21 protein-coding genes are annotated in these 21,370 nt (G+C 68.8%); 13 read left to right on the top strand and 8 right to left on the bottom strand.

Features of this window, described 5'->3' with window-relative positions; all coding sequences use genetic code 11:
* Positions 1 to 132: 132 nt before the first annotated feature.
* Entirely contained in the window at positions 133 to 1,116 is a 984-nt protein-coding gene (locus tag R1Z03_RS07520) for a helix-turn-helix domain-containing protein (RefSeq protein ID WP_317358329.1), read from the bottom strand.
* A 350-nt stretch (positions 1,117 to 1,466) separates the two neighbouring features.
* Between R1Z03_RS07520 and R1Z03_RS07515 the strand changes: the two genes are divergently transcribed.
* The 8 genes from R1Z03_RS07515 (at position 1,467) to R1Z03_RS07480 (ending at position 11,323) form a co-directional block, all read left to right on the top strand.
* Positions 1,467 to 2,573 (top strand): S-(hydroxymethyl)glutathione dehydrogenase/class III alcohol dehydrogenase, encoded by a 1,107-nt coding sequence (locus R1Z03_RS07515; protein ID WP_092744641.1) that lies wholly within the window; start codon positions 1,467 to 1,469, stop codon positions 2,571 to 2,573.
* A gap of 32 nt (positions 2,574 to 2,605) precedes the next feature.
* Positions 2,606 to 3,535: an alpha/beta hydrolase gene (locus tag R1Z03_RS07510; protein ID WP_317358325.1), complete on the top strand. Its 930-nt coding sequence runs from the start codon at positions 2,606 to 2,608 to the stop codon at positions 3,533 to 3,535.
* Positions 3,532 to 4,413 (top strand): S-formylglutathione hydrolase, encoded by an 882-nt coding sequence (fghA, locus tag R1Z03_RS07505; RefSeq protein WP_317358321.1) that lies wholly within the window; start codon positions 3,532 to 3,534, stop codon positions 4,411 to 4,413. The genes R1Z03_RS07510 and fghA overlap by 4 nt, the downstream gene beginning before the upstream one ends.
* Before the next feature lie 76 nt (positions 4,414 to 4,489).
* Entirely contained in the window at positions 4,490 to 6,217 is a 1,728-nt protein-coding gene (locus R1Z03_RS07500) for a phosphoethanolamine--lipid A transferase (RefSeq protein WP_317358318.1), read from the top strand.
* Positions 6,218 to 6,245: 28 nt separating this feature from the next.
* Complete coding sequence (locus R1Z03_RS07495) at positions 6,246 to 7,154, top strand: LysR family transcriptional regulator (protein ID WP_317358316.1); 909 nt, start codon at positions 6,246 to 6,248, stop codon at positions 7,152 to 7,154.
* A 201-nt stretch (positions 7,155 to 7,355) separates the two neighbouring features.
* A complete protein-coding gene (locus tag R1Z03_RS07490; protein ID WP_317358314.1) occupies positions 7,356 to 8,180 on the top strand; it encodes a putative hydro-lyase in 825 nt (274 codons plus the stop codon).
* 42 nt (positions 8,181 to 8,222) lie between these two features.
* On the top strand, positions 8,223 to 9,470 hold the full coding sequence (locus R1Z03_RS07485) for an MFS transporter (RefSeq protein ID WP_317358311.1): 1,248 nt from the start codon (positions 8,223 to 8,225) through the stop codon (positions 9,468 to 9,470).
* A gap of 218 nt (positions 9,471 to 9,688) precedes the next feature.
* Positions 9,689 to 11,323, top strand: a complete 1,635-nt coding sequence (locus tag R1Z03_RS07480; RefSeq protein WP_284431463.1) for a methyl-accepting chemotaxis protein — start codon at positions 9,689 to 9,691, stop codon at positions 11,321 to 11,323.
* 140 nt (positions 11,324 to 11,463) lie between these two features.
* Here the strand turns inward: R1Z03_RS07480 and R1Z03_RS07475 are convergent, their stop codons facing one another.
* From R1Z03_RS07475 to R1Z03_RS07465, 3 genes are read right to left on the bottom strand one after another with little or no spacing between them, the layout of a single operon-like run.
* Positions 11,464 to 12,342, bottom strand: a complete 879-nt coding sequence (locus R1Z03_RS07475) for a bile acid:sodium symporter family protein (RefSeq protein ID WP_317358308.1) — start codon at positions 12,340 to 12,342, stop codon at positions 11,464 to 11,466.
* A gap of 14 nt (positions 12,343 to 12,356) precedes the next feature.
* Positions 12,357 to 13,124: a class II aldolase/adducin family protein gene (locus tag R1Z03_RS07470; RefSeq protein ID WP_317358306.1), complete on the bottom strand. Its 768-nt coding sequence runs from the start codon at positions 13,122 to 13,124 to the stop codon at positions 12,357 to 12,359.
* Positions 13,125 to 13,171: 47 nt separating this feature from the next.
* Positions 13,172 to 13,777 (bottom strand): HD domain-containing protein, encoded by a 606-nt coding sequence (locus R1Z03_RS07465; RefSeq protein WP_317358303.1) that lies wholly within the window; start codon positions 13,775 to 13,777, stop codon positions 13,172 to 13,174.
* A 120-nt stretch (positions 13,778 to 13,897) separates the two neighbouring features.
* On the opposite strand from R1Z03_RS07465, the gene R1Z03_RS07460 reads away from it, so the two are divergent.
* Positions 13,898 to 14,614 carry a Crp/Fnr family transcriptional regulator gene (locus tag R1Z03_RS07460; RefSeq protein WP_317358300.1) on the top strand — a complete coding sequence of 239 codons (717 nt, stop codon included), beginning with the start codon at positions 13,898 to 13,900 and terminating at the stop codon, positions 14,612 to 14,614.
* Between the two features lie 42 nt (positions 14,615 to 14,656).
* Here the strand turns inward: R1Z03_RS07460 and R1Z03_RS07455 are convergent, their stop codons facing one another.
* Positions 14,657 to 15,532 carry a pirin family protein gene (locus tag R1Z03_RS07455; RefSeq protein ID WP_317358297.1) on the bottom strand — a complete coding sequence of 292 codons (876 nt, stop codon included), beginning with the start codon at positions 15,530 to 15,532 and terminating at the stop codon, positions 14,657 to 14,659.
* 166 nt (positions 15,533 to 15,698) lie between these two features.
* On the opposite strand from R1Z03_RS07455, the gene R1Z03_RS07450 reads away from it, so the two are divergent.
* Positions 15,699 to 16,625 carry a LysR family transcriptional regulator gene (locus R1Z03_RS07450; RefSeq protein WP_317358295.1) on the top strand — a complete coding sequence of 309 codons (927 nt, stop codon included), beginning with the start codon at positions 15,699 to 15,701 and terminating at the stop codon, positions 16,623 to 16,625.
* Between the two features lie 50 nt (positions 16,626 to 16,675).
* On the opposite strand, the gene R1Z03_RS07445 is transcribed toward R1Z03_RS07450, so the two are convergent.
* On the bottom strand, positions 16,676 to 17,191 hold the full coding sequence (locus tag R1Z03_RS07445) for an N-acetyltransferase family protein (protein ID WP_317360278.1): 516 nt from the start codon (positions 17,189 to 17,191) through the stop codon (positions 16,676 to 16,678).
* Positions 17,192 to 17,471: 280 nt separating this feature from the next.
* Between R1Z03_RS07445 and R1Z03_RS07440 the strand changes: the two genes are divergently transcribed.
* Positions 17,472 to 18,086 carry a putative glycolipid-binding domain-containing protein gene (locus R1Z03_RS07440; protein WP_317358292.1) on the top strand — a complete coding sequence of 205 codons (615 nt, stop codon included), beginning with the start codon at positions 17,472 to 17,474 and terminating at the stop codon, positions 18,084 to 18,086.
* Positions 18,087 to 18,127: 41 nt separating this feature from the next.
* Here R1Z03_RS07440 and R1Z03_RS07435 read toward each other — a convergent pair whose 3' ends face one another.
* Positions 18,128 to 19,180: a HAMP domain-containing sensor histidine kinase gene (locus tag R1Z03_RS07435; RefSeq protein ID WP_317358289.1), complete on the bottom strand. Its 1,053-nt coding sequence runs from the start codon at positions 19,178 to 19,180 to the stop codon at positions 18,128 to 18,130.
* Between the two features lie 97 nt (positions 19,181 to 19,277).
* Here R1Z03_RS07435 and R1Z03_RS07430 point away from each other — a divergent pair, with 97 nt between their 5' ends.
* On the top strand, positions 19,278 to 19,670 hold the full coding sequence (locus tag R1Z03_RS07430; RefSeq protein WP_284426678.1) for a YkvA family protein: 393 nt from the start codon (positions 19,278 to 19,280) through the stop codon (positions 19,668 to 19,670).
* A 128-nt stretch (positions 19,671 to 19,798) separates the two neighbouring features.
* Here the strand turns inward: R1Z03_RS07430 and R1Z03_RS07425 are convergent, their stop codons facing one another.
* Complete coding sequence (locus R1Z03_RS07425) at positions 19,799 to 20,719, bottom strand: AraC family transcriptional regulator (protein WP_317358285.1); 921 nt, start codon at positions 20,717 to 20,719, stop codon at positions 19,799 to 19,801.
* Positions 20,720 to 20,855: 136 nt separating this feature from the next.
* Here R1Z03_RS07425 and R1Z03_RS07420 point away from each other — a divergent pair, with 136 nt between their 5' ends.
* The gene (locus tag R1Z03_RS07420; RefSeq protein ID WP_317358280.1) at positions 20,856 to 21,278 is read left to right on the top strand and encodes a hypothetical protein; all 423 of its coding nucleotides are present in this window, start codon (positions 20,856 to 20,858) and stop codon (positions 21,276 to 21,278) included.
* The last annotated feature ends 92 nt before the right edge of the window (positions 21,279 to 21,370 follow it).

Below are 21,370 nucleotides of genomic sequence, written 5' to 3'. Positions count from 1 at the left end.
AATCGCTCGCTCGTTGGGTGTCGATGTGCAGTCGGGCCCGGCCGTTGCCGGCGGTCTCGCAGCGCTGCGCAGCTTGTCATCATGCCTTTTTTCCAAAAGGCCCGGCGACCCGCCGGGCCGCCGGGCCGGGGCTCAGCCTGGCCCGCCGAACCGCTCGCGGTAGGCCTGCGGGGTGATCCCCAGGCGGCGCAGAAACAGCCGGCGCAGCGGCTCGTCCGACCGGAAACCCACCCGCGCCGCCACGGTTTTGAGCGGCAGGCCGTTCTCTTCCTCCAGCAGCCGGCGGGCGCCTTCCAGCCGGGCGGTCTCGATGAAGTCCGAGGGGCTTTGCCCGCATTCCTGCAGGAACACCCGGCGGAAGTTGCGCTCGCTCATGGCCGCCCGCGAAGCGAGCTGCTGCAGCGGCAGGGACTCGGCCAGGTGCGACAGCACCCACGCCTGCACCTCGCGGATGCCCGGGTGGCGCGTGCCCTGGCTGGCCAGGTGCATGCTGAACTGCGATTGCCCGCCGGGGCGCTTCAAGTACATCACCAGGTCGCGCGCCACCTCCAGCGCCAGGGTGCGGCCGAAGTCCTCCTCCACCAGGGCCAGCGCCAGGTCGATGCCGGCGGTGACCCCGGCCGAGGTCCACAGGTTGCCGCTGCGCACGTAGATCGCGTCGGCATCCACGCGCACGGCGGGGAAACGGCGCTGCAGCAGATCGGCCACGCTCCAGTGCGTGGCCGCCTGCGCGCCGTCCAGCAGGCCGGCCGCCCCCAGGAAGAAGCTGCCCGAGCACAGCGCCACCATGTGCCGCACCCGCGGCGCCGTGGCCGCCCCCCAGGCCACCACGCCGGGGGAGGCCGCCAGCGCCGTCTCGATGTCGCGCGACCCCACCACCAGCGCGATGTGCGGATCGGGCCCCTGCCCCAGCTGGCGCGTGGCCCGCAGCGACATGGCCGTGTCGGAAGGCACGTCGCCCAGCCCTTCAGCCGCCACCGATACCGCATAGCCCGGCGGCTGGCCGCGCCGCGCCAGGTGCACGTTGGCATAGTCGAACACCGACATGGGGCCGATCGCCTCCAGGGCCTTGAAGCCGGGGTAGACGACGATATCGACGGTGTAGGGAGTGGACATGACGGGCAGAAACCAAGAAATCAAAAGACGGCGGGCGGCACGACCCGCTCCAGCGGCCAAGATGCCCGGCACGGCGGCCAAACACGGCCGGGGCCCGCGCGGCGCGCGGCGGAGCGGGCCAAACGCTTTTACGCTCGCGGCACCGGCATGCAGGACCGTCCGGGCGCCGCCCGGGCCGGATTGGCGCAGCGATTGTCGCCGGCCGATCCGGCCATGCAAGGCGGCCGGACCTGCCGCATCTGCTAGAAAGACTGCTGCAGCCGCCCGAGGCGCCGCGCCCGCCGGCATAAAACGCCGCCGTGCCCCCCTTTGCGAGCCACCGAACCACCCACTGACAGGAGCCCCATCCCATGAAAACCCAAGCCGCCGTCGCCTGGAAGGCCGGAGAACCCCTCACCATCGAAACCGTGGACCTGCAGGGCCCGAAATTCGGCGAGGTGCTGGTCGAAATCAAGGCCACTGGCATTTGCCATACCGACTACTACACCCTCTCCGGCGCCGATCCGGAAGGGATCTTTCCCGCCATCCTGGGCCACGAAGGCGCCGGCATCGTGGTGGACGTGGGGCCGGGCGTGACCACGCTCAAGAAGGGCGACCACGTGATCCCGCTGTACACGCCCGAATGCCGCCAATGCAAGTTCTGCCTGTCGCGCAAGACCAACCTGTGCCAGTTGATCCGCGGCACGCAGGGCAAGGGACTGATGCCGGACGCCACCAGCCGCTTCAGCATCGACGGCCAGCCCATCTTCCACTACATGGGCACGAGCACGTTCAGCAACTACACCGTGGCCCCCGAGATCTCGCTGGCCAAGATCCGCGAGGACGCCCCGTTCGACAAGGTCTGCTACATCGGCTGCGGCGTGACCACCGGCATCGGCGCGGTGCTGTTCACTGCCAAGGTGGAGGCCGGCGCGAACGTGGTGGTGTTCGGCCTGGGCGGCATCGGCCTGAACGTGATCCAGGGCGCCAAGATGGTGGGCGCGGACAAGATCATCGGCGTGGACATCAACCCCGCCCGCCAGGAGATGGCGCGCCAGTTCGGCATGACGCACTTCATCAACCCGAATGAGGTCGAGAACGTGGTGGACGCCATCGTGCAGCTGACCGACGGCGGCGCGGACTATTCCTTCGAATGCATCGGCAACACCAAGGTGATGCGCCAGGCGCTGGAGTGCACGCACAAGGGCTGGGGCCGCAGCATCATCATCGGCGTGGCCGAGGCCGGCGCCGAGATCAGCACGCGCCCCTTCCAGCTCGTGACGGGCCGCAAGTGGGAAGGCTCGGCCTTCGGCGGCGCCCGGGGCCGCACCGACGTGCCCAAGATCGTGGACTGGTACATGGAGGGCAAGATCGACATCGACAGCCTGATCACCCACACCATGCCCCTGGCCGACATCAACCACGGGTTCGACCTGATGAAGCGCGGCGAGTCGATCCGCGGCGTGGTCATCTACTGACCGCCCCGCGACAGACCCCGATGGTGCCCGCCATGGACCGCATGGAACCCCTGCGCCGGATCGAGGCCGGCGTGCTCGACGTCGCGTATTTCGAGGCGGGCCCCGCCGGGGGGCCGCCCGTCGTGCTGCTGCACGGCTTTCCCTACGACATCCATGCCTATGCCGAGGTCGCGCCGCGGCTGGCTGCGCAAGGGTGCCGGGTGGTGGTGCCGTTCCTGCGGGGGTACGGGCCCACGCGGTTCCTGAGCACGGCCACGCCCCGCTCGGGCGAGCAGGCGGCATTGGGCGCGGACCTGCTGGCGCTGCTCGATGCGCTGGCGATCGAGCGCGCGGTGCTCGCCGGCTACGACTGGGGCGGGCGCGCGGCCTGCGTGGTCGCGGCGCTGTGGCCCGAGCGGTGCGCGGGGCTGGTTTCGCTCAACAGCTACAACATCCAGGACATCGGCCGGGCCATGGCGCCCGACACGCCGGCCAACGAACAGCGCCTGTGGTACCAGTACTACTTTCACAGCGCACGGGGCGCGGCCGGCCTGGCGAACGACCGGCGGGCCCTCACCCGCCTGCTGTGGCAGTCGTGGTCACCGACCTGGACGTTCGACGAGGCCACCTTCGAGCGCAGCGCCGCCGCGTTCGACAACCCCGACTTCGTGGACGTGGTGATCCACTCGTATCGCCACCGCTTCGGCCTGGTCACGGGCGATCCGGCGTACGCCGGGATCGAATCGCGCCTGGCGGCGCAGCCGGCCATCCGCGTGCCGGCCATCACCTTCGACGGCGTGGACGACGGGGTTCGCCCGCCGGCCGATGCCTCGGCCCATGCCGCGAAGTTCAGCGGCCTGCGCACGCACCGCTGGGTGCCCGGCGCCGGCCACAACCTGCCGCAGGAGGCCCCCGAAGCCTTTGCCGATGCGGTGCTCGAACTGGTCCGTGCCACGCCTTCTTATTCACTTCCCACGCCATGACCCATCCCCTCCAGACCCTGTCGGAACACCGCAGCTTCGGCGGCACCCAGCGCTTTTACCAACATGACTCCACCGAGATCGGCCTGCCGATGAAGTTCTCGGTGTACCTGCCGCCGCAGGCCGCCCACGGCCCGGTGCCCGCGGTGCTGTACCTGGCGGGGCTGACGTGCAACGAAGAGACCTTCATGGTCAAGGCCGGCGCGCAACGCCGGGCCTCGGAGCTGGGCCTGGCACTGATCGCGCCCGACACCAGCCCCCGCGGCGCCGCGGTGGAGTCCTTGCCGGACGCCACGGCCCGTTGGGATTTCGGCATCGGCGCGGGCTTTTACCTCGATGCGACCCAAGCGCCCTGGCGCACGCACTGGCGCATGGAAAGCTACCTGGTGCAGGAACTGCTGCCCCTGCTGGGCCGGCACCTGCCGATCGACCTGGACCGCCTGGGCGTCTTCGGCCACTCCATGGGCGGCCATGGCGCGCTGACGCTGGCGCTGCGCCATCCCGGCCGCTTCCGGTCGCTCTCGGCCCTGGCGCCGATCTGCGCGCCCACGCAGTGCCCCTGGGGAGAGCGGGCGTTCACCGGCTATCTGGGCGCGGACCGCACGGCGTGGGGCGAGCATGACGCCACGGTGCTCATGGAAAACCAGCCGCTGGCCCCCTACCCGGCCGGCATCCTGATCGACCAGGGGCTGGGCGACAAATTCCTCGCCGAGCAGCTTTACCCCGAGCGCTTCGAAGCCGCATGCGAGGCCATCGGCCAGCCGCTCACCCTGCGTCGCCACGAGGGGTACGACCACGGCTACTACTTCATCCAGACCTTCATCGAGGACCATCTGGCGCACCACGCCGGCGTTCTGAGCGCCGGAAACACCGCCGCCTGATCCGCTGGCGACGGGGGCCCGCAACGACAGGAGGCTCTTAATCTTGACTTAAGGCACGCGGAAAAGAATCCGCGCCATGCCTGACATCTTGCAGCCACCGTTGCGGGTTATTACCGCCGCCCGCACCGAATCCGAACCCGCCTTCGCCCCCGCCCGGCGGCCATGGCATCCCGCTGCGGTGATCGGATTGGTCAGCCTCTGGCTGGCCACCGTCTGCAACGTGCACCTGTGGAAGATCGTGCTGGGCCTGCACGAATCGGGGGCGTTGCGCGCCTGGGGCTTCCTGCTCATGTTCATGGTGGCCGTGGCGGCGGCCAATGCCGCCGTGCTCGGGCTGCTGGCCTGGGGGCGGCTGCTCAAGCCGGTGCTCGGCATGGCCGTGCTGGCAGCCGCGTTCGGCACGTATTTCATGATGGCTTACGGCATCGTGATCGACACCGGCATGGTCACCAACGTGCTGCAGACCGATCCGCGCGAAGCCGCCGACCTGCTCGACTGGCGCATGCCGCTCACGATCGTGGCGCTGGCAGGGCCGCCCCTGTGGTGGCTGGCACGCACCCGGGTGAAACCGCTCGGCGTTGCCCGGCAGATCGCGTTCCACGGCCTGCTGCTGCTGGGCTCGATCGCACTGGCCGCCGGCTCGGTCTTCCTGGTGTTCCAGGATTTTTCCTCCGCCATGCGCAACCACACGCAGCTGCGCTACCTGATCAACCCCCTGAACAGCATCTATGCCGTGGGCAATGCCGCTGCGCGCCCCCTGCGCCGGGATGCCGGCCCGCTGATGCCACTGGGGCGCGATGCCAGGCTGGGGGCGTCCTATGCCGGCCAGGGCCAACCGCCGCTGCTGGTGCTGGTGCTGGGCGAGACCGGGCGCAGCGGCAATTTCGGCCTCAACGGCTACGGCCGCCCGACGACGCCCGAGCTGTCCGCGCGCAACGACCTCGCCAGTGCCCGCAACGCCTGGTCCTGCGGCACCAGCACGGCGGCCTCCGTGCCCTGCATGTTCTCCAACCTGGGGCGCACCGCCTACGAGGCTAGCCACATCCGCTCCGAGGGGCTGCTGGACGTGCTGCAGCATGCCGGCCTGGCCGTGCTGTGGGTGGACAACCAGTCGGGCTGCAAGGGCGTGTGCGACCGCGTGGCCGAGGCCAGCACCTCGGCCAAGCCCGACGACCCCCATTGGTGCGCGGACGGCAAGGAATGCCTGGACGACGTGATGCTCAAGGGCCTGGACGCCCGCATCGCGGCGCTGCCGGCCGATCAGCGGGCGCGCGGGACCGTGGTGGTGCTGCATCAGATGGGCAGCCACGGCCCGGCGTATTTCAAGCGGTCGCTGCCTTCGCAAAAGCCCTTCCAGCCCGAATGCCGGACCTCGGCGCTGCAGGAATGCCAGCGCCAGGAAGTGGTCAACGCGTACGACAACAGCATCGTGTCCACCGACCATTTCCTCAATGCCACCATCCAGTGGCTGGCCGCGCAGTCGGGCACCGCGCAGACCGCGATGATGTACGTGGCCGACCACGGCGAGTCGCTGGGCGAGAACAACATCTACCTGCACGGCATGCCCTACGCCATCGCGCCCGATGTGCAAAAGCATGTGCCGTGGATCACCTGGCTGTCGCCCGCCATGCAGTCGCGCACCCGCACGGCCACCGCCTGCCTGCAAAAGGACCTGGGCGAGCGGCGCCTGTCGCACGACAACTACTTTCACTCCATCCTCGGGCTGATGGACGTGCAGACCAGCGTTTACGAGGCGTCGAAGGACATGTTCGCCACCTGCCGGGGCGTGGCCGCCGCAGGCTGACCCCCGCCGCGCGGCGACAATCGCGCCCATGAACCTGCGGTTTGTCGAAGCCTTCCACTGGGCCGCCTCGCTCAAGAGCATCACGCGGGCGGCCGAAAAACTGCACATCACGCAGTCCGCCCTGTCCAGCCGCATCGCCGCGCTGGAAGAGGAACTGGGCGTGATCCTGCTGGACCGGCGCGAGCGTCTGTTCCGCCTCACCGCCGCGGGGCAGCGCTTTCAGCTGCTGGCCGTTCGCCTTCTGGAGCTGCAGCGGCAGGTGAAGGAAGAACTGGGCACCAGCCCGCACGCGCCAGTGGCGCTGCGCATCGGGGCCATCGAATCGGTCGTGCACAGCTGGCTCACCGGCTGGCTGCAGGAGATGCGCAAGACCCGCCCCGACTTCGAGCTGGAGCTGACCGTGGAAACCTCGCCCGTGCTGGTGGACCAGGTGCGGCGCGGGGCGCAGGACCTGGTGTTCACCTCCCTGCCCGCCACCGACACCGCGGTGCGCACACGGACCATGCCGCCGCTGGAGCTGGTGTTCGTCGGGCACCGCACTCTGCACTCCGCGGGGCGGTACGACCTGCAGCGGCTGGCGCAGCACGACCTCATCACCTTCCAAAAGGGCTCGCACCCGCACCAGAGCCTGCTCCAGCTGTTCCAGGAATCGGGCGTGGCCGTGCCGCGCATGCACGCCATCTCGTCGATTTCAGCCATGCTTCAGCTCGTGGAAGCGGGATTCGGCATCGCGGTGCTGCCGCGCGCCGTGACGCAGCGGCTGTCGCACCGCATGCCGCTGCACATCTTGCGGGCCTCGTGCGCGCTCACCGCCCTGCCCATCCACGCCAGCTACCGCGAAGACCCTGGCTCGGGAATCACCGAATCGGTGCTGGAATCGGCCCAGGCGTACGTGGCCCAGACCCAGACTGCCCGAAAAAAGCGCACGCCGCGCTGACCGCACCGTCGCAGTGCACGCGCCCCCGGGAAAGCCCGGATGGCATTGGCATGCTTTTCGCAATATTGAAAATTCAGTGGTCACCATCGATTTTTTCGATGACGTGAACGCAAAATTTTGCGTTGGATTCGCCGTCGTGCGGCTTTCAGAATTCGCGGCATTGCCACCACCGCAGGCCCGCATTCCAGGGCTTTCACGACGATGCCATCCCCTGTTCTTTCCCCCGGCGCCGCCGCCGGGCTGACCGCCCGGTCCACCGCCCGAGACGTGCGCGCGGCCGCCCGCGCCGGGCACCTGTCCGACCACACGAGCGGCCTGGCCAGCGACTACGTGCAGGTCAATCTGGCCATCCTGCCCCAGGCGCTGGCCACCGAGTTCCAACGCTACTGCGAGCGCAACCCGCGCGCCTGCCCGGTGCTGGCGGTCAGCGAGCCCGGCTCGCCCGCCTTGCCCGCGCTGGGCGCGGACATCGACATCCGCACCGACCTGCCCCGCTATGCCGTGTGGCGCGACGGCGTGCAGGTGGACACGCCCACCGACCTCTTCCAGCACTGGCGCGACGACCTCGTGACCTTCGCCATCGGCTGCTCGTTCTCGTTCGAGCATGCGCTGCTGGCCGATGGCATTCGCCTGCGGCATGTGGAGCAGGGCCGCAACGTGTCCATGTACCGCACCGACCGCGCCACCGAGCCCAGCGGCGCGTTCCGCGGGCCGCTGGTCGTTTCCATGCGCCCCATGGCCGCCGCGGACGCGATCCGCGCCATCCAGATCACCTCGCGCATGCCGCAGGTGCACGGCGCCCCCGTGCACCTGGGCGACCCGGCGCTCATCGGCATCCACGATCTGTCCCGGCCCGACTACGGAGACGCCGTGGCCGTGCAGCCGCATGAGTTGCCGGTGTTCTGGGCCTGCGGCGTGACGCCCCAGGCCGCCATCGCGGCGGCCCGCCCCGCCTTCTGCATCACCCACGCGCCGGGGCACATGCTGGTCACCGATCTGCTCAACCGCGATCTGGTGACCGCCTGACGCCGCCCTTCCTGCCCCCCCTTCCAAGAAAGACTTCGCACCATGTGGCTCCGGCACACCTCCCCCACCGAGCGGCGCACCCTGGCCGCCACCTTCGCAGGCTATGGCGTCGATGGCTTCGACTACATGATCTACACCTTCCTCATCCCCACGCTGCTGGCCGCGTGGAACATGTCCAAGGCGGAAGCCGGCTACATCGCCACCGGCGCGCTGCTCACCTCCGCCATTGGGGGCTGGGCCGCGGGCGTGCTGGCCGACCGCTACGGCCGCGTGCGGGTGCTGCAGTGGACAGTGCTGTGGTTCACGCTGTTCACCTTCCTGAGCGGCTTCACCGAATCGTTCGGCCAGCTGTTCTTCACCCGCGCCATGCAGGGCTTCGGCTTCGGCGGCGAATGGGCGGTGGGCTCGGTGCTGATCGCGGAAACCATCTCGGCCAAGCACCGCGGCAAGGCGGCCGGGCTGGTGCAAAGCAGCTGGGCCGTGGGCTGGGCCGCTTCGGCGCTGGCGTTCTGGGGCGTCTATTCGGTGCTGCCGCCGGAGATCGCCTGGAAGGTGCTGTTCTGGATCGGCATCGTGCCCGCCGTGCTCATCATCTACATCCGCCGCAACATCCAGGAGCCGCCGGTGTACCTGGCGGCCCAGGCCCGTGCCCGCGCCGCCGGCACGCAGGGCAGCTTCCTGCGCATCTTCCACCCCTCGCTGCTGCGCACCACGGTGCTGGCCAGCCTGCTGGCCACCGGCATGCAGGGCGCCTACTACTCGGTCACCACCTGGCTGCCGACCTTCCTCAAGACCGAGCGGCACCTGTCCGTGCTGGGCACCAGCACCTACCTGCTGGTGCTCATCGCCGGCTCGTTCGTGGGCTACCTCATCAGCGCGTGGCTGTCGGACGTGATCGGCCGGCGCCGCTGCTTCATCCTGTTCGCGGCGATGGGCATGGCGCTGGTGCTGGCGTACACGCAGATCCCGATCACGGACGGGTGGATGCTGGTGCTGGGCTTTCCGCTGGGGTTCTTTTTGTCAGGCATCTTTTCCGGAATGGGCGCATTTTTGTCAGAACTGTTCCCCAGCGACGTGCGGGGCTCGGGCCAGGGGTTCTGCTACAACTTCGGCCGCGCCATCGGCGCCATCTGCCCGGCGCTGGTCGGCACGCTGAGCAACACGCTGCCGCTGGGCCAGACGATCGGCTGGATCACCGCCATCTGCTACGGGCTGGTGATCGTGGCGGCGCTCGCCCTGCCCGAAACGCTGGGCCGGGAACTGAGCCCCGAGGCCGCGCCCATCCACTGAGCCACCATTGCGCGGTGCGGAAAAGGGCAAAAAGGGAACCCGTTTTCATGGGGCGGCAGGCCGCGGGGTGCGGATCGAGCACGTAACTTGCATATGTATCCAACCGTTGCGAACACCTGACAGAAAGGGGTAGCCCGACTGCCAGACGAGGGGTGTTCACGGCCATACTGCGACCCATCCCAATGCCTTCCGTACGCCCTCCTGAAAGGACCCCTTCCATGAAAAAACTGACCTTGCGGCAAAAGCTCTGGCTCCCGCTGGTCCTCGCGTTGCTGGGGCTGCTGGCACTGACCTTCGTGAACGCGTGGCAGACCCGGCAGATCCAGTACCAGGCCCGGCAATCGGCCCTCTCCGACATCACCGACATGGCGCTGACCGTGGCCAGCGATTACGAAAAGCAGGCCCAGGCCGGCAAGATGAGCCAGGAGGAAGCCCGCAGCGCCGCCCTGGCACGCATCGCCTCCCAGCGCTACGGCAAGGACGGCTACGTCACCGTGATCGGCTCCGACTCGATCATGGCGATGCACCCCATCAAGCCCGAGCTGAACGGCAAGAACATGATCGCCTTCAAGGATGCCAAAGGCAACCTGCTCTACGTGAACATCGCCGCCGCCGGCGCGCAGGGCCGCGGGTTCCTCGAATACTGGTGGCCGCGCCCGGGCAGCGACGCCCCCAGCCCCAAGATCGGCTACGTGGTGCGCTTCAAGCCCTGGAACTGGGACCTGGTGGCCGGCGACTACGTCGATGACATCGAACAGGCCTACCGCGCCTCGCTGTACCGCGCGATCGGCTTGCTGGCCCTGCTGGGGCTGGTGATCTCGGCCCTCACCGGGCTGGTGGTGCGCGACATCGAACGCTCCGTGGGCGGCGAGCCGCGCGCCGCCGCCGGCGCCGCGATGCGCATGGCCGACGGCGACCTGCAGGCGGAGATCCCGCTGCGCGCCCGCGACGAACAAAGCCTGATGTACGCCATCGGCTTCATGCGCGACCGGCTCGCCAGCATCCTGCACCGCATCCAGCAGGCCACCAGCACCATCGACCATGCGGCCAGCGAGATCGCCCAGGGCAACGGCGACCTGTCGCGCCGCACCGAGCAGCAGGCCTCTTCGCTGCAGCAGACCGCCTCCAGCATGGAAGAGCTGACCGCCACCGTGCGCCAGAACGCCGACAACGCCCGCCAGGCCGCGCAGTACGTCTCCAGCACCGCCCAGACCGCCGTGCAGGGCGGCCAGGTGGTCAACCAGGTGGTGGAGACCATGCGCTCCATCAGCGCCAGCTCGCGCAAGATCAACGAGATCATCGGCGTGATCGACGGCATCGCCTTCCAGACCAACATCCTGGCGCTGAACGCGGCGGTGGAAGCCGCCCGCGCCGGCGAGCAGGGCCGGGGCTTCGCCGTGGTGGCCTCCGAGGTGCGCGGGCTGGCCCAGCGCAGCGCGGCCGCCGCCAAGGAAATCAAGACCCTCATCAGCGAATCGGTCAACGAGGTCCACGCCGGCTCCGAGCTGGTCGAGAAAGCCGGCAAGACCATGGGCGAAGTGGTCGAGTCCGTGCACCGCATCTCGGGCCTGATGGAAGGCATCGCCTCGGCCAACGTGGAGCAGACGGCCGGCATCGAAGAGGTGAACCGCGCCGTCTCGCAGATGGACGAGATGACGCAGCAGAACGCCGCCATGGTGGAAGAAGCCAGTGCCGCCACCTCGGCCATGGCCTCGCAGGTGGCCGTGCTGCGCGAGGCGCTGGCCGTGTTCCAGCTGGGCGAGGCCGCCGCCCTTGCGGCCGAGCACCACCCCACGCCGGCCCCGGCGCCCAAGGTCTCGCCACGGCCTTCCACCCGCCTGCTGCGCGCCTGACCAGGCCCGCAGCGCGGGCTGGCCGGCACGGCGCCGGCGGCCCGCGGGGGGCAGATGGTTCTGGGTGGTGTGCGCAGCGGCACCCTCGCGTGAAACGGGCACCGCAGGCGCTCTAGCTCTGAGCCGGCACCGCAGGCGCACTAATTGTGAGCCGGCACCGCAGGCGCCGGACGGCGAAGCAGCAGCCAGCCGAACAGCGGCGCCGTGATGTACATCAGCACCGAGTAGATGGCCGCGGGCAGCGCCAGCGTGTAGCTGCCCAGCACGCTCAGGGCGATGAAGATAGCCAGCGTCGAGTTGTGGATGCCGATCTCGTAGCTCACCGCGGTGGCCAGCGGCTTGTCCAGCCCGGCCGCGCGGCTCAGGTAGTAGCCGGACAGCAGGCTCGCCAGGTTGAACACCAGCACCGCCGGCCCGATCTCGGCGAAGGTGCTCGCGATCGAACTCCACTCCTTGGCGATGGACAGGATGGACACCACCGCCAGCACCAGCGCGCTGAAGACCTTCACCGGCTTTTCCATGCGCGCCGCGAAGGCCGGCCAGCGGGCCGCCGCGGCCATGCCCAACCCCACCGGCACCAGCACGATGGCGATCACCTCCAGGAGCTTGCCGGTCTGGATCGGCACCACCTGCCCGCTCTGGGCGAAGTGGGCGATGGCCGCGTTGGCGATGATCGGCAGCGTGACGATGGACAGCAGCGTGTTCACCGCCGTCAGCGAGATGTTCATCGCCACGTTGCCGCCGAACAAGTGAGAAAACAGGTTGGCCGAGATGCCGCCCGGCGACGCGGCCAGCAGCATGAGGCCGATGGCGAACGTCGGCGACAACCCGAAGGCGCGAATGATCGCGTAGCACAGGATCGGCAGGCCGATCACCTGCAGGCCGAGCGCAATGCCCACGGCCTTGGGGCTGTGCAGCAGCCGCCGGAAGTCGGCCACCCGCAGGGTGAGGCCGAGCCCGAACATGACGAGTGCCAGCGCGCCGAACAGAAAGCGCGTGACGATGAGGGTGCTGTCCATCGGGGCCGCCGCGCTCAGTCGCGGTAGCCCGGGTCGGTGCGGTCGAGCTTGCGGATCAGAGCGGGCCAGACGAACTGCCCGCCCAGGCCGCCCGTCTGCACCTTCATCGCATGGCCCACCCCCTGCACGATCTGCGGGTGCACCCGCGTCAGCTCCCCGCCGCCCGACTGCGCGGCGATCTGGATCTGGCAGGTGGATTCGAACGTGTACATGGCCAGGAACGCATCCGCCACCGTCTTGCCGCAGGTGAGCAGGCCGTGGTTGCGCAGCATGAGGAAGTTGGCACGGCCCAGATCGGCCTGCAGGCGGGTCTTCTCGTCGTCGCGGATCGCCACGCCTTCGTAGTCGTGGTAGGCCAGCGAGGCCAGCACGAAGGTCGACTGCTGGCTGATGGGCAGCACGCCGTCCTTTTGCGCGCTCACGGCGATGCCGGCGCGGGTGTGGGTGTGCAGCACGCACTGGATGTCGTCGCGCGCCGCATGCACCGCGCTGTGGATCACGAAGCCCGCCGGGTTCACCGGGTGGGGCGAGTCGATCACCTTGTTGCATTGCGAATCCACCTTGACCAGGCTGGACGCCGTGATCTCGTCGAACATCAGGCCGTAGGGGTTGATGAGAAAGTGGTGCTCGGGCCCCGGCACCCGCGCGCTGATGTGGGTGAACACCAGGTCGCTCCAGCCGTGCAGGGCCACCAGGCGGTAGCAGGCGGCCAGATCGACGCGCAACTGCCACTCTTCGGCGGAGACGAGTTGCCGGACTTCGGACGGGGTGATCGCATTCATGAACATTCCTTGGGGTGGGTGCATGGGACAGAGGGCGGCGGCAGCCGTCAGGCCGCGGCCGGCTGCGGCGGCTGCTGCAGCGCTGCCTTGTAGAGGCTCTGGCGCGGCTGGGCCAGCACGCGCCGCAGCATCGGCATGAAGGTGTCGAGCGGCAGCGTCTCGGCATGCGGGTCGAACGCCGGGTTGTCGTAGCGCTCGCAAAACTCGGCCGTCTGCTGGTAGTGCGGGTGCCCCGCGAACTGGTCGCGCAGGTGGCGGTCCAGCCCGATGTGGTGAAAGAAGTAGTGCCCCTGGAAGATGCCGTGATGCTGGACCATCCAGTGGTTGGCCTCGCTCACGAACGGCTGCAGGATGGCCGCCGCGATGTCGGGGTGGTTGAACGAGCCCAGCGTGTCGCCGATGTCGTGCAGCAGCGCGCACACCACGTATTCCTCGTCCTGGCCATCGCGCAGCGCGCGGGTGGCGGTCTGCAGCGAATGGGTATAGCGGTCCACCGGAAAGCCGCCGTAGTCGCCTTCCAGGATGCGCAGGTGCGCCGCCACCCGGTCCGCCAGGCCGCGCGAGAACTGCATGAACTCGCCGCCGATGGTCTGCCAGTCTTCGCGCGTGCTGTCCTGCATGCGCACGAAGGTCGCCTTTTTTGGGGTCTGCATCGTGTTGTCTCCGTGGGGGAACCGGGCCACTGTAGGCGCGCCCTGCCCCGCCAACTGTCCAATAATTGACAGTTCGACCCCTTGGTTTACCCGCCCGCGCCGGACCGCACAACGCCCTGCATGCCCCACACGCCCCCGCTGTCACCCGCCCAACGCCGCACCCTGGAAGGCAATCCCTGGTTCGCGGCCCTGCCCGCAGCGCAGCGCAATGGCCTGCTGGGCACGGCGGAACTGGTGCACCTGCAGCGTGGCGCCATGCCGTTTCGCCAGGGCGACCCAGTGGGCGCGGCCGGCAGCGGGTTCTACGGCCTGCTGGCCGGCACCCTCAAGATCTCCACGCTGCGCGACGACGGGCGCGAAGCCATCCTGGTGCTGCTGGAGCCGGGCAACTGGTTCGGCGAGATCACCCTCATCGACGGCTCGCCGCGCACGCACGACGCCACCGCGCTCACCGGGGTCGATCTGCTGGTGGTGCCGCCCGCCGCCTTCGCCGCGCAGATGGCCGACCCCGTGTTCGCCAACGCCATGGCCACCCTGCTCGCCTCACGGGTGCGGGGCCTGTACAGCATGATGGAAGACGCCACCCTGCGCGGGCTGCGCGTGCGCGTGGTGCACCGCCTGCTGGCCCTGGCGCGCGGCGACGCCACCCAGTCCGCCACCTTGCGGCCCAGCGTGGCCGTGCCGCAGGAGGCGCTGGCCATGATGCTCGGCGTGACGCGGCAGACCCTGTCGAAAGAACTCAACGCCCTGGCGCAGGAAGGCCTGATCGGCCTGCGCTACCGGCGCATCGAACTGCTGCACCTGGAAGCACTGCAGCGCGTGGGCGGCGCGAACTGAACGGGCCCGTGCCCACCGTGCTCGCCCGGCGGCGCGATGCCGTCAGCCGCTGAACACCGCCGTGCGCCGCTGCGGCCCCGCAGGGCGCAGTGCCATGCGCTCGGCCAGTGCCTGAATGCCTGCCTCCCCCTTCGCCAGGGCCGCCCGGCTGGTGTGCACTGAATACGTGCCCGTTACCAGATCATGCGGATGCGGCTCGGCGGACCCGATCACGAACACCGCGCTGCGCTCCTGCGAGGCCTGCAGCTCGATCGTGCCGGATGCGCCAAGCACCGCCATCTCGCCCGTGGCCACCGCGTTGGGACCGACCAGTTGGCCGTGGCTGACCGCCAGCCAGGCCGCATCGTGCCCCTGGGGCGGCGCATACGTCCATGCCTGGCCGGGCTGCAGCGTGACGAGCAGGTAGTGAACGCCCTCCGGTGCCCGCACCGGGCTGCGAAGGCCGGCGTATTCGCCTAGGATCACCGTGACCGGGCCGCTGGCGGGCATGGCCTTGGCCTCGATGTACTGGCTGTCCACCGGGCCGTTTTCCAGTTCGGGCGGCAGGGCCAGCCATAGCTGGAAACCCGCGATGCGCGGCGACTGCCCTGGTGAAAGCTCCTTGCCATGCCACACGCCGCCCCCGGAGCGCATCCACTCCACGCCGCCGTAGGCCAATTCCCCCTCGCCCGAGACCGCGTCGTCGAAGCGAAAGTCGCCCTCGGTCACAACCGTGACAGTGGCCAGCCCCGAGTGCGGGTGAATGGGCATGCCAGCGGCAAACGACGATTCGCCCTGGAACAGATCCAGAAACACGAAAGGCTTGAGCACCTGGCCCAGGTCGCCAGGGCTCATCAGCCGGGTGATGGGACCGTGTCCACGGCCACGGGTGCGCCGCACGATGGTTCGCTGGGCGGAGGGGGAAAGCAAGGCGGACATGGTGGGGTGCTCCTGAAAAAGAAGTGCTGGACAAATCTGCGCCGGTGCCACATCCGGTTTGCCGTGGCGCCGCTGCCCACTCAATGTAGAGACGCGCCTTCCATCTGCGAAGCCTATTTGATTGAATATGATCCATCTGCTTTAACGATGGATTGAGGACATCACCATGCTCGATGGCGTCTCCCTGGACCACCTGCGCATCTTCGTCGCCGCGGTGGAAACCGGCAGCTTCTCGGCCGCCGGCCGCCGCGTCGGCCGGGCGCAGTCGGTCGTCAGCCAGGCCATCGCCGGGCTGGAGGCGCAACTCGGCGTCACGCTGTTCACCAGGGCGGCGCGACTGCCCGCCCTCACCCCGGAGGGTCAGGCCCTGGCCGGCCGCGCCCGCGACATCGTTCGCGCGGCCGACACGCTCAAGGCCGAGGCACGCTCGATGGCCGCCGGCCTGGAGCCCGAACTGTCGGTCGTGGTCGATGTCATGTTCCCCATGGCGGCGCTGACCGACGCCATCGGCGCCTTTGCCCTCGCCTTTCCCGGCACCACGCTGCAACTGCAGGTGGAGGCACTCGGCGCCGCGGCCCAATGGGTGCTGGACGGGCGCTGCCGCGTGGGCGTGATGGGTTCGCTGCCCGTCATTCCGCCCGAGTTCGAACAGGTGCCGCTCATGGGCGTGCCCATGGTCACCGTGGCGGCCCCGGGATCGCCGCTGGCCCAGCAGCCGGGCCGGCTGACGCGCCAGCAGCTGAAAGGCCATGTTCAGCTCGTCCTCACCGACCGCTCGCCCCTCACCGCCGGCCGCGACTTCGGCGTGCTGGGCGACACCGTGTGGCGCCTGGCGGACATCGGCGCCAAGCACGCCTTCCTGCGCGCCGGCCTCGGCTGGGGGCACATGCCCCGGCCCATGGTGGAAGACGACCTGCGCGACGGGCGGCTGGTGCGCATCCAGGTGGAGACCGGCGTGCAGGGCGATCCCATGCTGGAGATGAAAGCGGTCTATCGGCGCGACGCGCTGCCCGGGCCTGCGGGCCGATGGCTGATCGAGCGGCTGCGGCAATACCCGGATTGCGGCGAAGCGCGCGCGGCTCCGGCGGCTTGAGGACGGCGCGGCGCGGCGCGCCCTCTCACCAGCACCGAACGGTCCGCCGCCTAACCGTCCACCGGATCGAGCGGCGTCTCCAGCGTGAGCTGGTAGAACGCCGCATCCAGCCACCGGCCGAACTTGAACCCCACCTGCGGCATCGTGCCCGTATGGACGAACCCCAATTGCCGGTGCAGCCGGATGCTCCCCTCGTTGGCCGCGTCGATGCAGCCCACCATCGCATGCAGGCCCGCGGCCCGGGCTCGCTCCACCAGGGTTCGCATCAGCAGCGCGCCCAACCCGCGCCCACGGCAGTCCTTGTGCACGTAGACGCTGTGCTCCACCGTGTACTTGTAGGCCGGAAACGCCCTGAACGTGCCCCACGAGGCAAAACCCATCAACGCGCCTTGCGCGTCGACCGCTCCCACCACGGGAAAGCCGTTCGCGCGCTTCGTGGCGAACCAGGCAGACATCGCCGATGGCGGGCGTGCCGCATAGTCGTAGAGGGCCGTCGAATGAGCGATGGCCTCGTTCAGAATGTCGAGAATTGCGCCCGCATGGGCGGCCTCGTCGCAGTCGATCAGTCGATCAGTCGATCAGTCGAACCTCGGGGATGGGGGTGTGATTCATGGGAAACATGCCGAACGGCGGGCGGACTTCAGCGCTTTGGAACAACCCGGCGGCATCGGCAGAACGCCCTGCGAAAGCGGCCCGCCGGCCCTGTTGCCTTTCATGCCACCATCGCCCCGTCCAGTAAAGTGGAATATGTTTCCATCTTAATGGAATCTGCGCACCATCCTGCACCAGAACCGAAACAGCGGACCCGGCTTCTTCGCCGGTGCAGCCGCCTGAAGGAGCCCGCACATGCCCATCGCCCCTGCTTCCGACCCCACTCCCGCACCCGCTTGTGCCGCACCCGGCACATCCGTTTTGTTCTGGCGCGGAACGGCCAATGCCAGCCTGGAGCGGCTGGCGCTGCACGTCGCGCACGACGGCATCACCGCATCCGCCACGGTGATCGGCCTGGAGGGCGGCGGCTTCCAGCTCACCCATCGCTGGCGGATCACACCCGACTGGCGCACGCAGTCGGTCGAGGTCGAGCGCTGGAACGCCAACGGCCACCGGCGGTTGGCGCTCGAACGCAACGGCAGCGGCTGGACCGTCGACGGCAAGCCGCGCACCGATCTGGACGGCGCCGAAGAACCCGACCTGTCCGCGACCCCTTTCTGCAACACCTTCCCGATCCTGCGCACGCCGCTGTCCACCGGCAAAAGCCTCCGCCTGGAAACCGCCTTCATCGACGCACTGGAGTGGACCGTCACGCGGTCGCGGCAGCGGTACGACCGGCTCGGACCGAGGCAGCTGCGCTATGTGGACCTGGGCCTTTTCAGGGGATTCGAAGCCCTCCTGACGGTGGATGCCAACGGTTTCGTCGAGCGCTATGAAGGCCTCTTCGAACGCATCCGCCCGGCCTCCTGACCCTGGTGCAGCGCGGGCTGCCGCGCCGGGCGGCGGCGCCTTCAGGCACCCGTGCGGGCCAGGGGGAGCACCACCGTGAACTCACTGCCCAGGCCCAGTCCCTGGCTCTCGGCCACCACCTCGCCCCCGTGGGCCAGCACGATCTTGCGCACGATCACCAGTCCCAGGCCCAGCCCGCCTTCCGCATTCGAGGCGGCGCCCGGCGCCTGGACGAACGGCTCGAACAAGTCGGCCACGGAGCCTGGAGGCAGGCCCACGCCGTTGTCCCGGATCGCCACCGCCACCTGGCGCTCGCCGCGCCATTGCACCTGCAGGGCGATCTCGCCACCGGGATCGGTGTACTTGGCGGCGTTGGTCAACAGATTGGCGAACACCTGGACCAGCCGCACCGCATCGCCAGTGACCACCACGGGCGCATCGCCCAGATCGGCGTCGAGCCGGTGGCCCTTCTTGGCCACCAGCGGCGCGCTCTGCTCGAGCGCCTGTCGCAGTACCTGCTGCAGATCCACCAGCACCTTCGGCGGCGGGCTTGCGCGCATCAGCCCGAACAGGTCGAGCAGGTCGTCCGCCATGCGCGTGAGTTGCGCCACCTGGCGGCCAATCATCTCGCTGGCCCGCAGCACCCGTTTTTCATCGCCGGGCGAGCGCTGCAGCACCGCCTGCGCGGAATGGATGGCGGACAGCGGGTTGCGGATCTCATGGCCGAGGATGGCCATGGCGTTGTCCTTGGCACGGTTGCTGGCTTTGAGCTGCTGCATCTTTTCCGCCAGCGCCACGCGCGAGCGCCGCAGTTGCCCGCCCATCAGACCGATGCCCAGGCCGATCGCCAGGAAAAGCAGAAGCCGGGCCACGTTCTCTGGCTGCAGTACCTCGCGCAAACCAGCGCCGCGCTCGATGAACAGGTACGTGCCCACCGACGTGCCCAGCACCGTGGCCAGCAGTGCCGGGCCGAACCCGCCATAGATCGCGGCCACCACGATCGGCACCGTCAAAATGAGGTACGGCCCCTGCTGCCCCAGCACCGGATTGAGCAGGTAGCGCAACAGCAGCGCTGCCGCCACGGCGGCGACGGCGGTCAGATAGTGGCGATTCATGCGCGCGATGATGCCAGGGCCTTGGCCCCTCTTTTCCGTGCCGCGGGCGCTCTGCGGCTTCTGCCGCAAAATCGGTCTACCAACCCCTGCCCGCACCATGTCCGTCCACGAAACCCTGAAGGCCTGGGCCTGGCGCATCAAGCGAGACGGCGTCACGCTCTGGTTCGCCTGCAAGAGCCCCGCCACGCCGTGGCACGCGAAAGCCCTGGGCATGTTCGTCGTGGCCTATGCGCTCAGCCCGATCGACCTGATTCCGGACTTCATCCCCGTCCTGGGCTATGTGGACGACGTCCTCTTGCTGCCGGCGCTGATCTGGCTCACGGTGAAGCTGCTGCCCGCGCCCGTGCTGGCTTCCTGCCGAAGCCAGGCGGAAGAATGGATGCGCACGGAAGGCAAGAAGCCTCGCAGCCGAGCAGGGGTGTTTCTGGTTCTGGGGGTCTGGCTGGGGGCCGGCGTTGCGGGGTACCTGCTGGTTCAGCGCTGGTGGTAGCTCATTGCTTTGCCTGCCGGTGCAGGCGAGCGGGCGGCGCTTTCTGCCTTTTCGGGCTCCAGCGCAATCAGCACTAGGGCATACCGCTACATATTTGATAGCAAACGCCTGCAAGTCCGATGGGCTAGCTAGCCCTTGGCGATACCCGCAGTGCGGACCATGCCCACCCGGCCGGATGCCTGCCGCTTGTCCCTGGTGGGAGGCTGACCATGCATGCGGGCGTATTCGCGGCTGAACTGCGAGGCACTCTCGTACCCCACTTCGAAAGCGACCTGGCGCATGCTCTTGCCCTGCGACAGGATCAGCCGCCGCGCCTCCATCAACCGCAGTGCTTTCTGGAACTGCAGCGGCGACAGCGAGGTGATGGCCCGAAAGTGCCGATGGAACGCCGAGCGGCCCATGCCGGCCGCCGCTGCCAGTTGCTCGATACGCACCGGCCGCGCGGGCTCGGCACGCAGGATCGCTACCGCGCGCGCGATGCGGCGCGCGTGGCTGTCTGGCAAGCCCAGGTGGCGGATCGCAGCGCCCTGGCGGCCCCGCAGCAACCAATGGTGGATCTCCCGGACCAAGCCGTCCTGGAGCACCGCGAGCGATTCGGGCCGGTCCAGCAGCCGCACCAGCCGGCGCACGGCATCGCGCAGATCATCATCGCCCGTGTCGGCCGCGTCGGGCGCGGCGGGAGGCGCATCGCACGCCGGCGATCCCAGGACCAGATCGGTGATCACCGCCGGGTCCAGTTCCAGCGCAACGGCCAGATAGGGCTGGGCAATGCTGGCCTGGCTGATGCGGCTGGCGGTGGGCACGTTGGCCGTGACGATCATCGTGTCGCCCGCCGCATAGGACGCCGTGCGGCAGCCCATGGCGACCCGCTTGCGCCCCTGCAGCACCAGGCACACCAGGGGCTGCTCCACCGCGTGCTCCAACGCGCTCGGCGCCGTGCGCCGGACCAGGTACAGGCCGTGCACCGGCGTGGCGGTGATGCCGCCCGTCCGTTGGTGCGTGGTGCCTGTGTAGCGCAAGACCGCTTGCGTCAATTCGTCGTCCGCCATGGCGCATTCTGGCCAGGAAGGCCGGCCCGGCACAACGGGCCTGGACGATCAGGCAAGGATTGCCGATCTTCGGGCAGGCAACGGAGTGGGCGCGACCCTACAGTCGTTGCGTTGCACCGAACCCCGAAAGGCACCCATGACTCCGCTGTCGCCCCCGCACAAGAACCCGCCCGCCGCCGAACCTGCCCGCGCACCGCACCGGGGTGTGCAGGTGCTGGGAGAACAAGGCGCCGAGGGCCGCAAGGCCTTCTTCATCGAGATCGAGGCCCGCCCCGGCCAGGAGGAGGCGGTGGTGCAGATGCTGCGGGACATCCGGGCCTGCGTCGAGGCCGAGCCTGCCACGGGTCCGTGGTTCGCCGTTCGGTTTTCGGAAAGACGCTTTGCCATTTTTGAAGCGTTTCCTGATCTGGCGGGGCGGCAGGCGCATGTCGATGGCGGAGGGGGCGATATCTTTCGCGACGTGGCGCGGATGAATGCGATCCTTGCCGAGGCGGCCCAGGTGCATCGCGTGGATGTGTTGATGAGCAAGGACTATTTTTCTTATTGCCGGGATGAGTAAAAAGCCGTGAGGCTGACTGTCAAATAAGGCAAAACAGGCTGGTTGGGGTCATCTGTTCAGCAAACGTGGACGCATTTCACATCCATCGAGAG

The organism is Acidovorax sp. BLS4, from assembly GCF_032929295.1.
In the GTDB taxonomy this organism is placed as follows: Bacteria; Pseudomonadota; Gammaproteobacteria; order Burkholderiales; family Burkholderiaceae_C; genus Paracidovorax.
The sequence above is the reverse complement of the archived record's forward strand: the minus strand, read 5'-3'. Positions and strand labels throughout refer to the sequence as shown.

Coding starts and splice junctions, on each gene's coding strand:
- R1Z03_RS07520 (WP_317358329.1), bottom strand. CDS start 1,116: ATGTCCACTCCCTACACCGTCGATATCGTCGTCTACCCCGGCTTCAAG.
- R1Z03_RS07515 (WP_092744641.1), top strand. CDS start 1,467: ATGAAAACCCAAGCCGCCGTCGCCTGGAAGGCCGGAGAACCCCTCACC.
- R1Z03_RS07510 (WP_317358325.1), top strand. CDS start 2,606: ATGGACCGCATGGAACCCCTGCGCCGGATCGAGGCCGGCGTGCTCGAC.
- fghA (WP_317358321.1), top strand. CDS start 3,532: ATGACCCATCCCCTCCAGACCCTGTCGGAACACCGCAGCTTCGGCGGC.
- R1Z03_RS07500 (WP_317358318.1), top strand. CDS start 4,490: ATGCCTGACATCTTGCAGCCACCGTTGCGGGTTATTACCGCCGCCCGC.
- R1Z03_RS07495 (WP_317358316.1), top strand. CDS start 6,246: ATGAACCTGCGGTTTGTCGAAGCCTTCCACTGGGCCGCCTCGCTCAAG.
- R1Z03_RS07490 (WP_317358314.1), top strand. CDS start 7,356: ATGCCATCCCCTGTTCTTTCCCCCGGCGCCGCCGCCGGGCTGACCGCC.
- R1Z03_RS07485 (WP_317358311.1), top strand. CDS start 8,223: ATGTGGCTCCGGCACACCTCCCCCACCGAGCGGCGCACCCTGGCCGCC.
- R1Z03_RS07480 (WP_284431463.1), top strand. CDS start 9,689: ATGAAAAAACTGACCTTGCGGCAAAAGCTCTGGCTCCCGCTGGTCCTC.
- R1Z03_RS07475 (WP_317358308.1), bottom strand. CDS start 12,342: ATGGACAGCACCCTCATCGTCACGCGCTTTCTGTTCGGCGCGCTGGCA.
- R1Z03_RS07470 (WP_317358306.1), bottom strand. CDS start 13,124: ATGAATGCGATCACCCCGTCCGAAGTCCGGCAACTCGTCTCCGCCGAA.
- R1Z03_RS07465 (WP_317358303.1), bottom strand. CDS start 13,777: ATGCAGACCCCAAAAAAGGCGACCTTCGTGCGCATGCAGGACAGCACG.
- R1Z03_RS07460 (WP_317358300.1), top strand. CDS start 13,898: ATGCCCCACACGCCCCCGCTGTCACCCGCCCAACGCCGCACCCTGGAA.
- R1Z03_RS07455 (WP_317358297.1), bottom strand. CDS start 15,532: ATGTCCGCCTTGCTTTCCCCCTCCGCCCAGCGAACCATCGTGCGGCGC.
- R1Z03_RS07450 (WP_317358295.1), top strand. CDS start 15,699: ATGCTCGATGGCGTCTCCCTGGACCACCTGCGCATCTTCGTCGCCGCG.
- R1Z03_RS07440 (WP_317358292.1), top strand. CDS start 17,472: ATGCCCATCGCCCCTGCTTCCGACCCCACTCCCGCACCCGCTTGTGCC.
- R1Z03_RS07435 (WP_317358289.1), bottom strand. CDS start 19,180: ATGAATCGCCACTATCTGACCGCCGTCGCCGCCGTGGCGGCAGCGCTG.
- R1Z03_RS07430 (WP_284426678.1), top strand. CDS start 19,278: ATGTCCGTCCACGAAACCCTGAAGGCCTGGGCCTGGCGCATCAAGCGA.
- R1Z03_RS07425 (WP_317358285.1), bottom strand. CDS start 20,719: ATGGCGGACGACGAATTGACGCAAGCGGTCTTGCGCTACACAGGCACC.
- R1Z03_RS07420 (WP_317358280.1), top strand. CDS start 20,856: ATGACTCCGCTGTCGCCCCCGCACAAGAACCCGCCCGCCGCCGAACCT.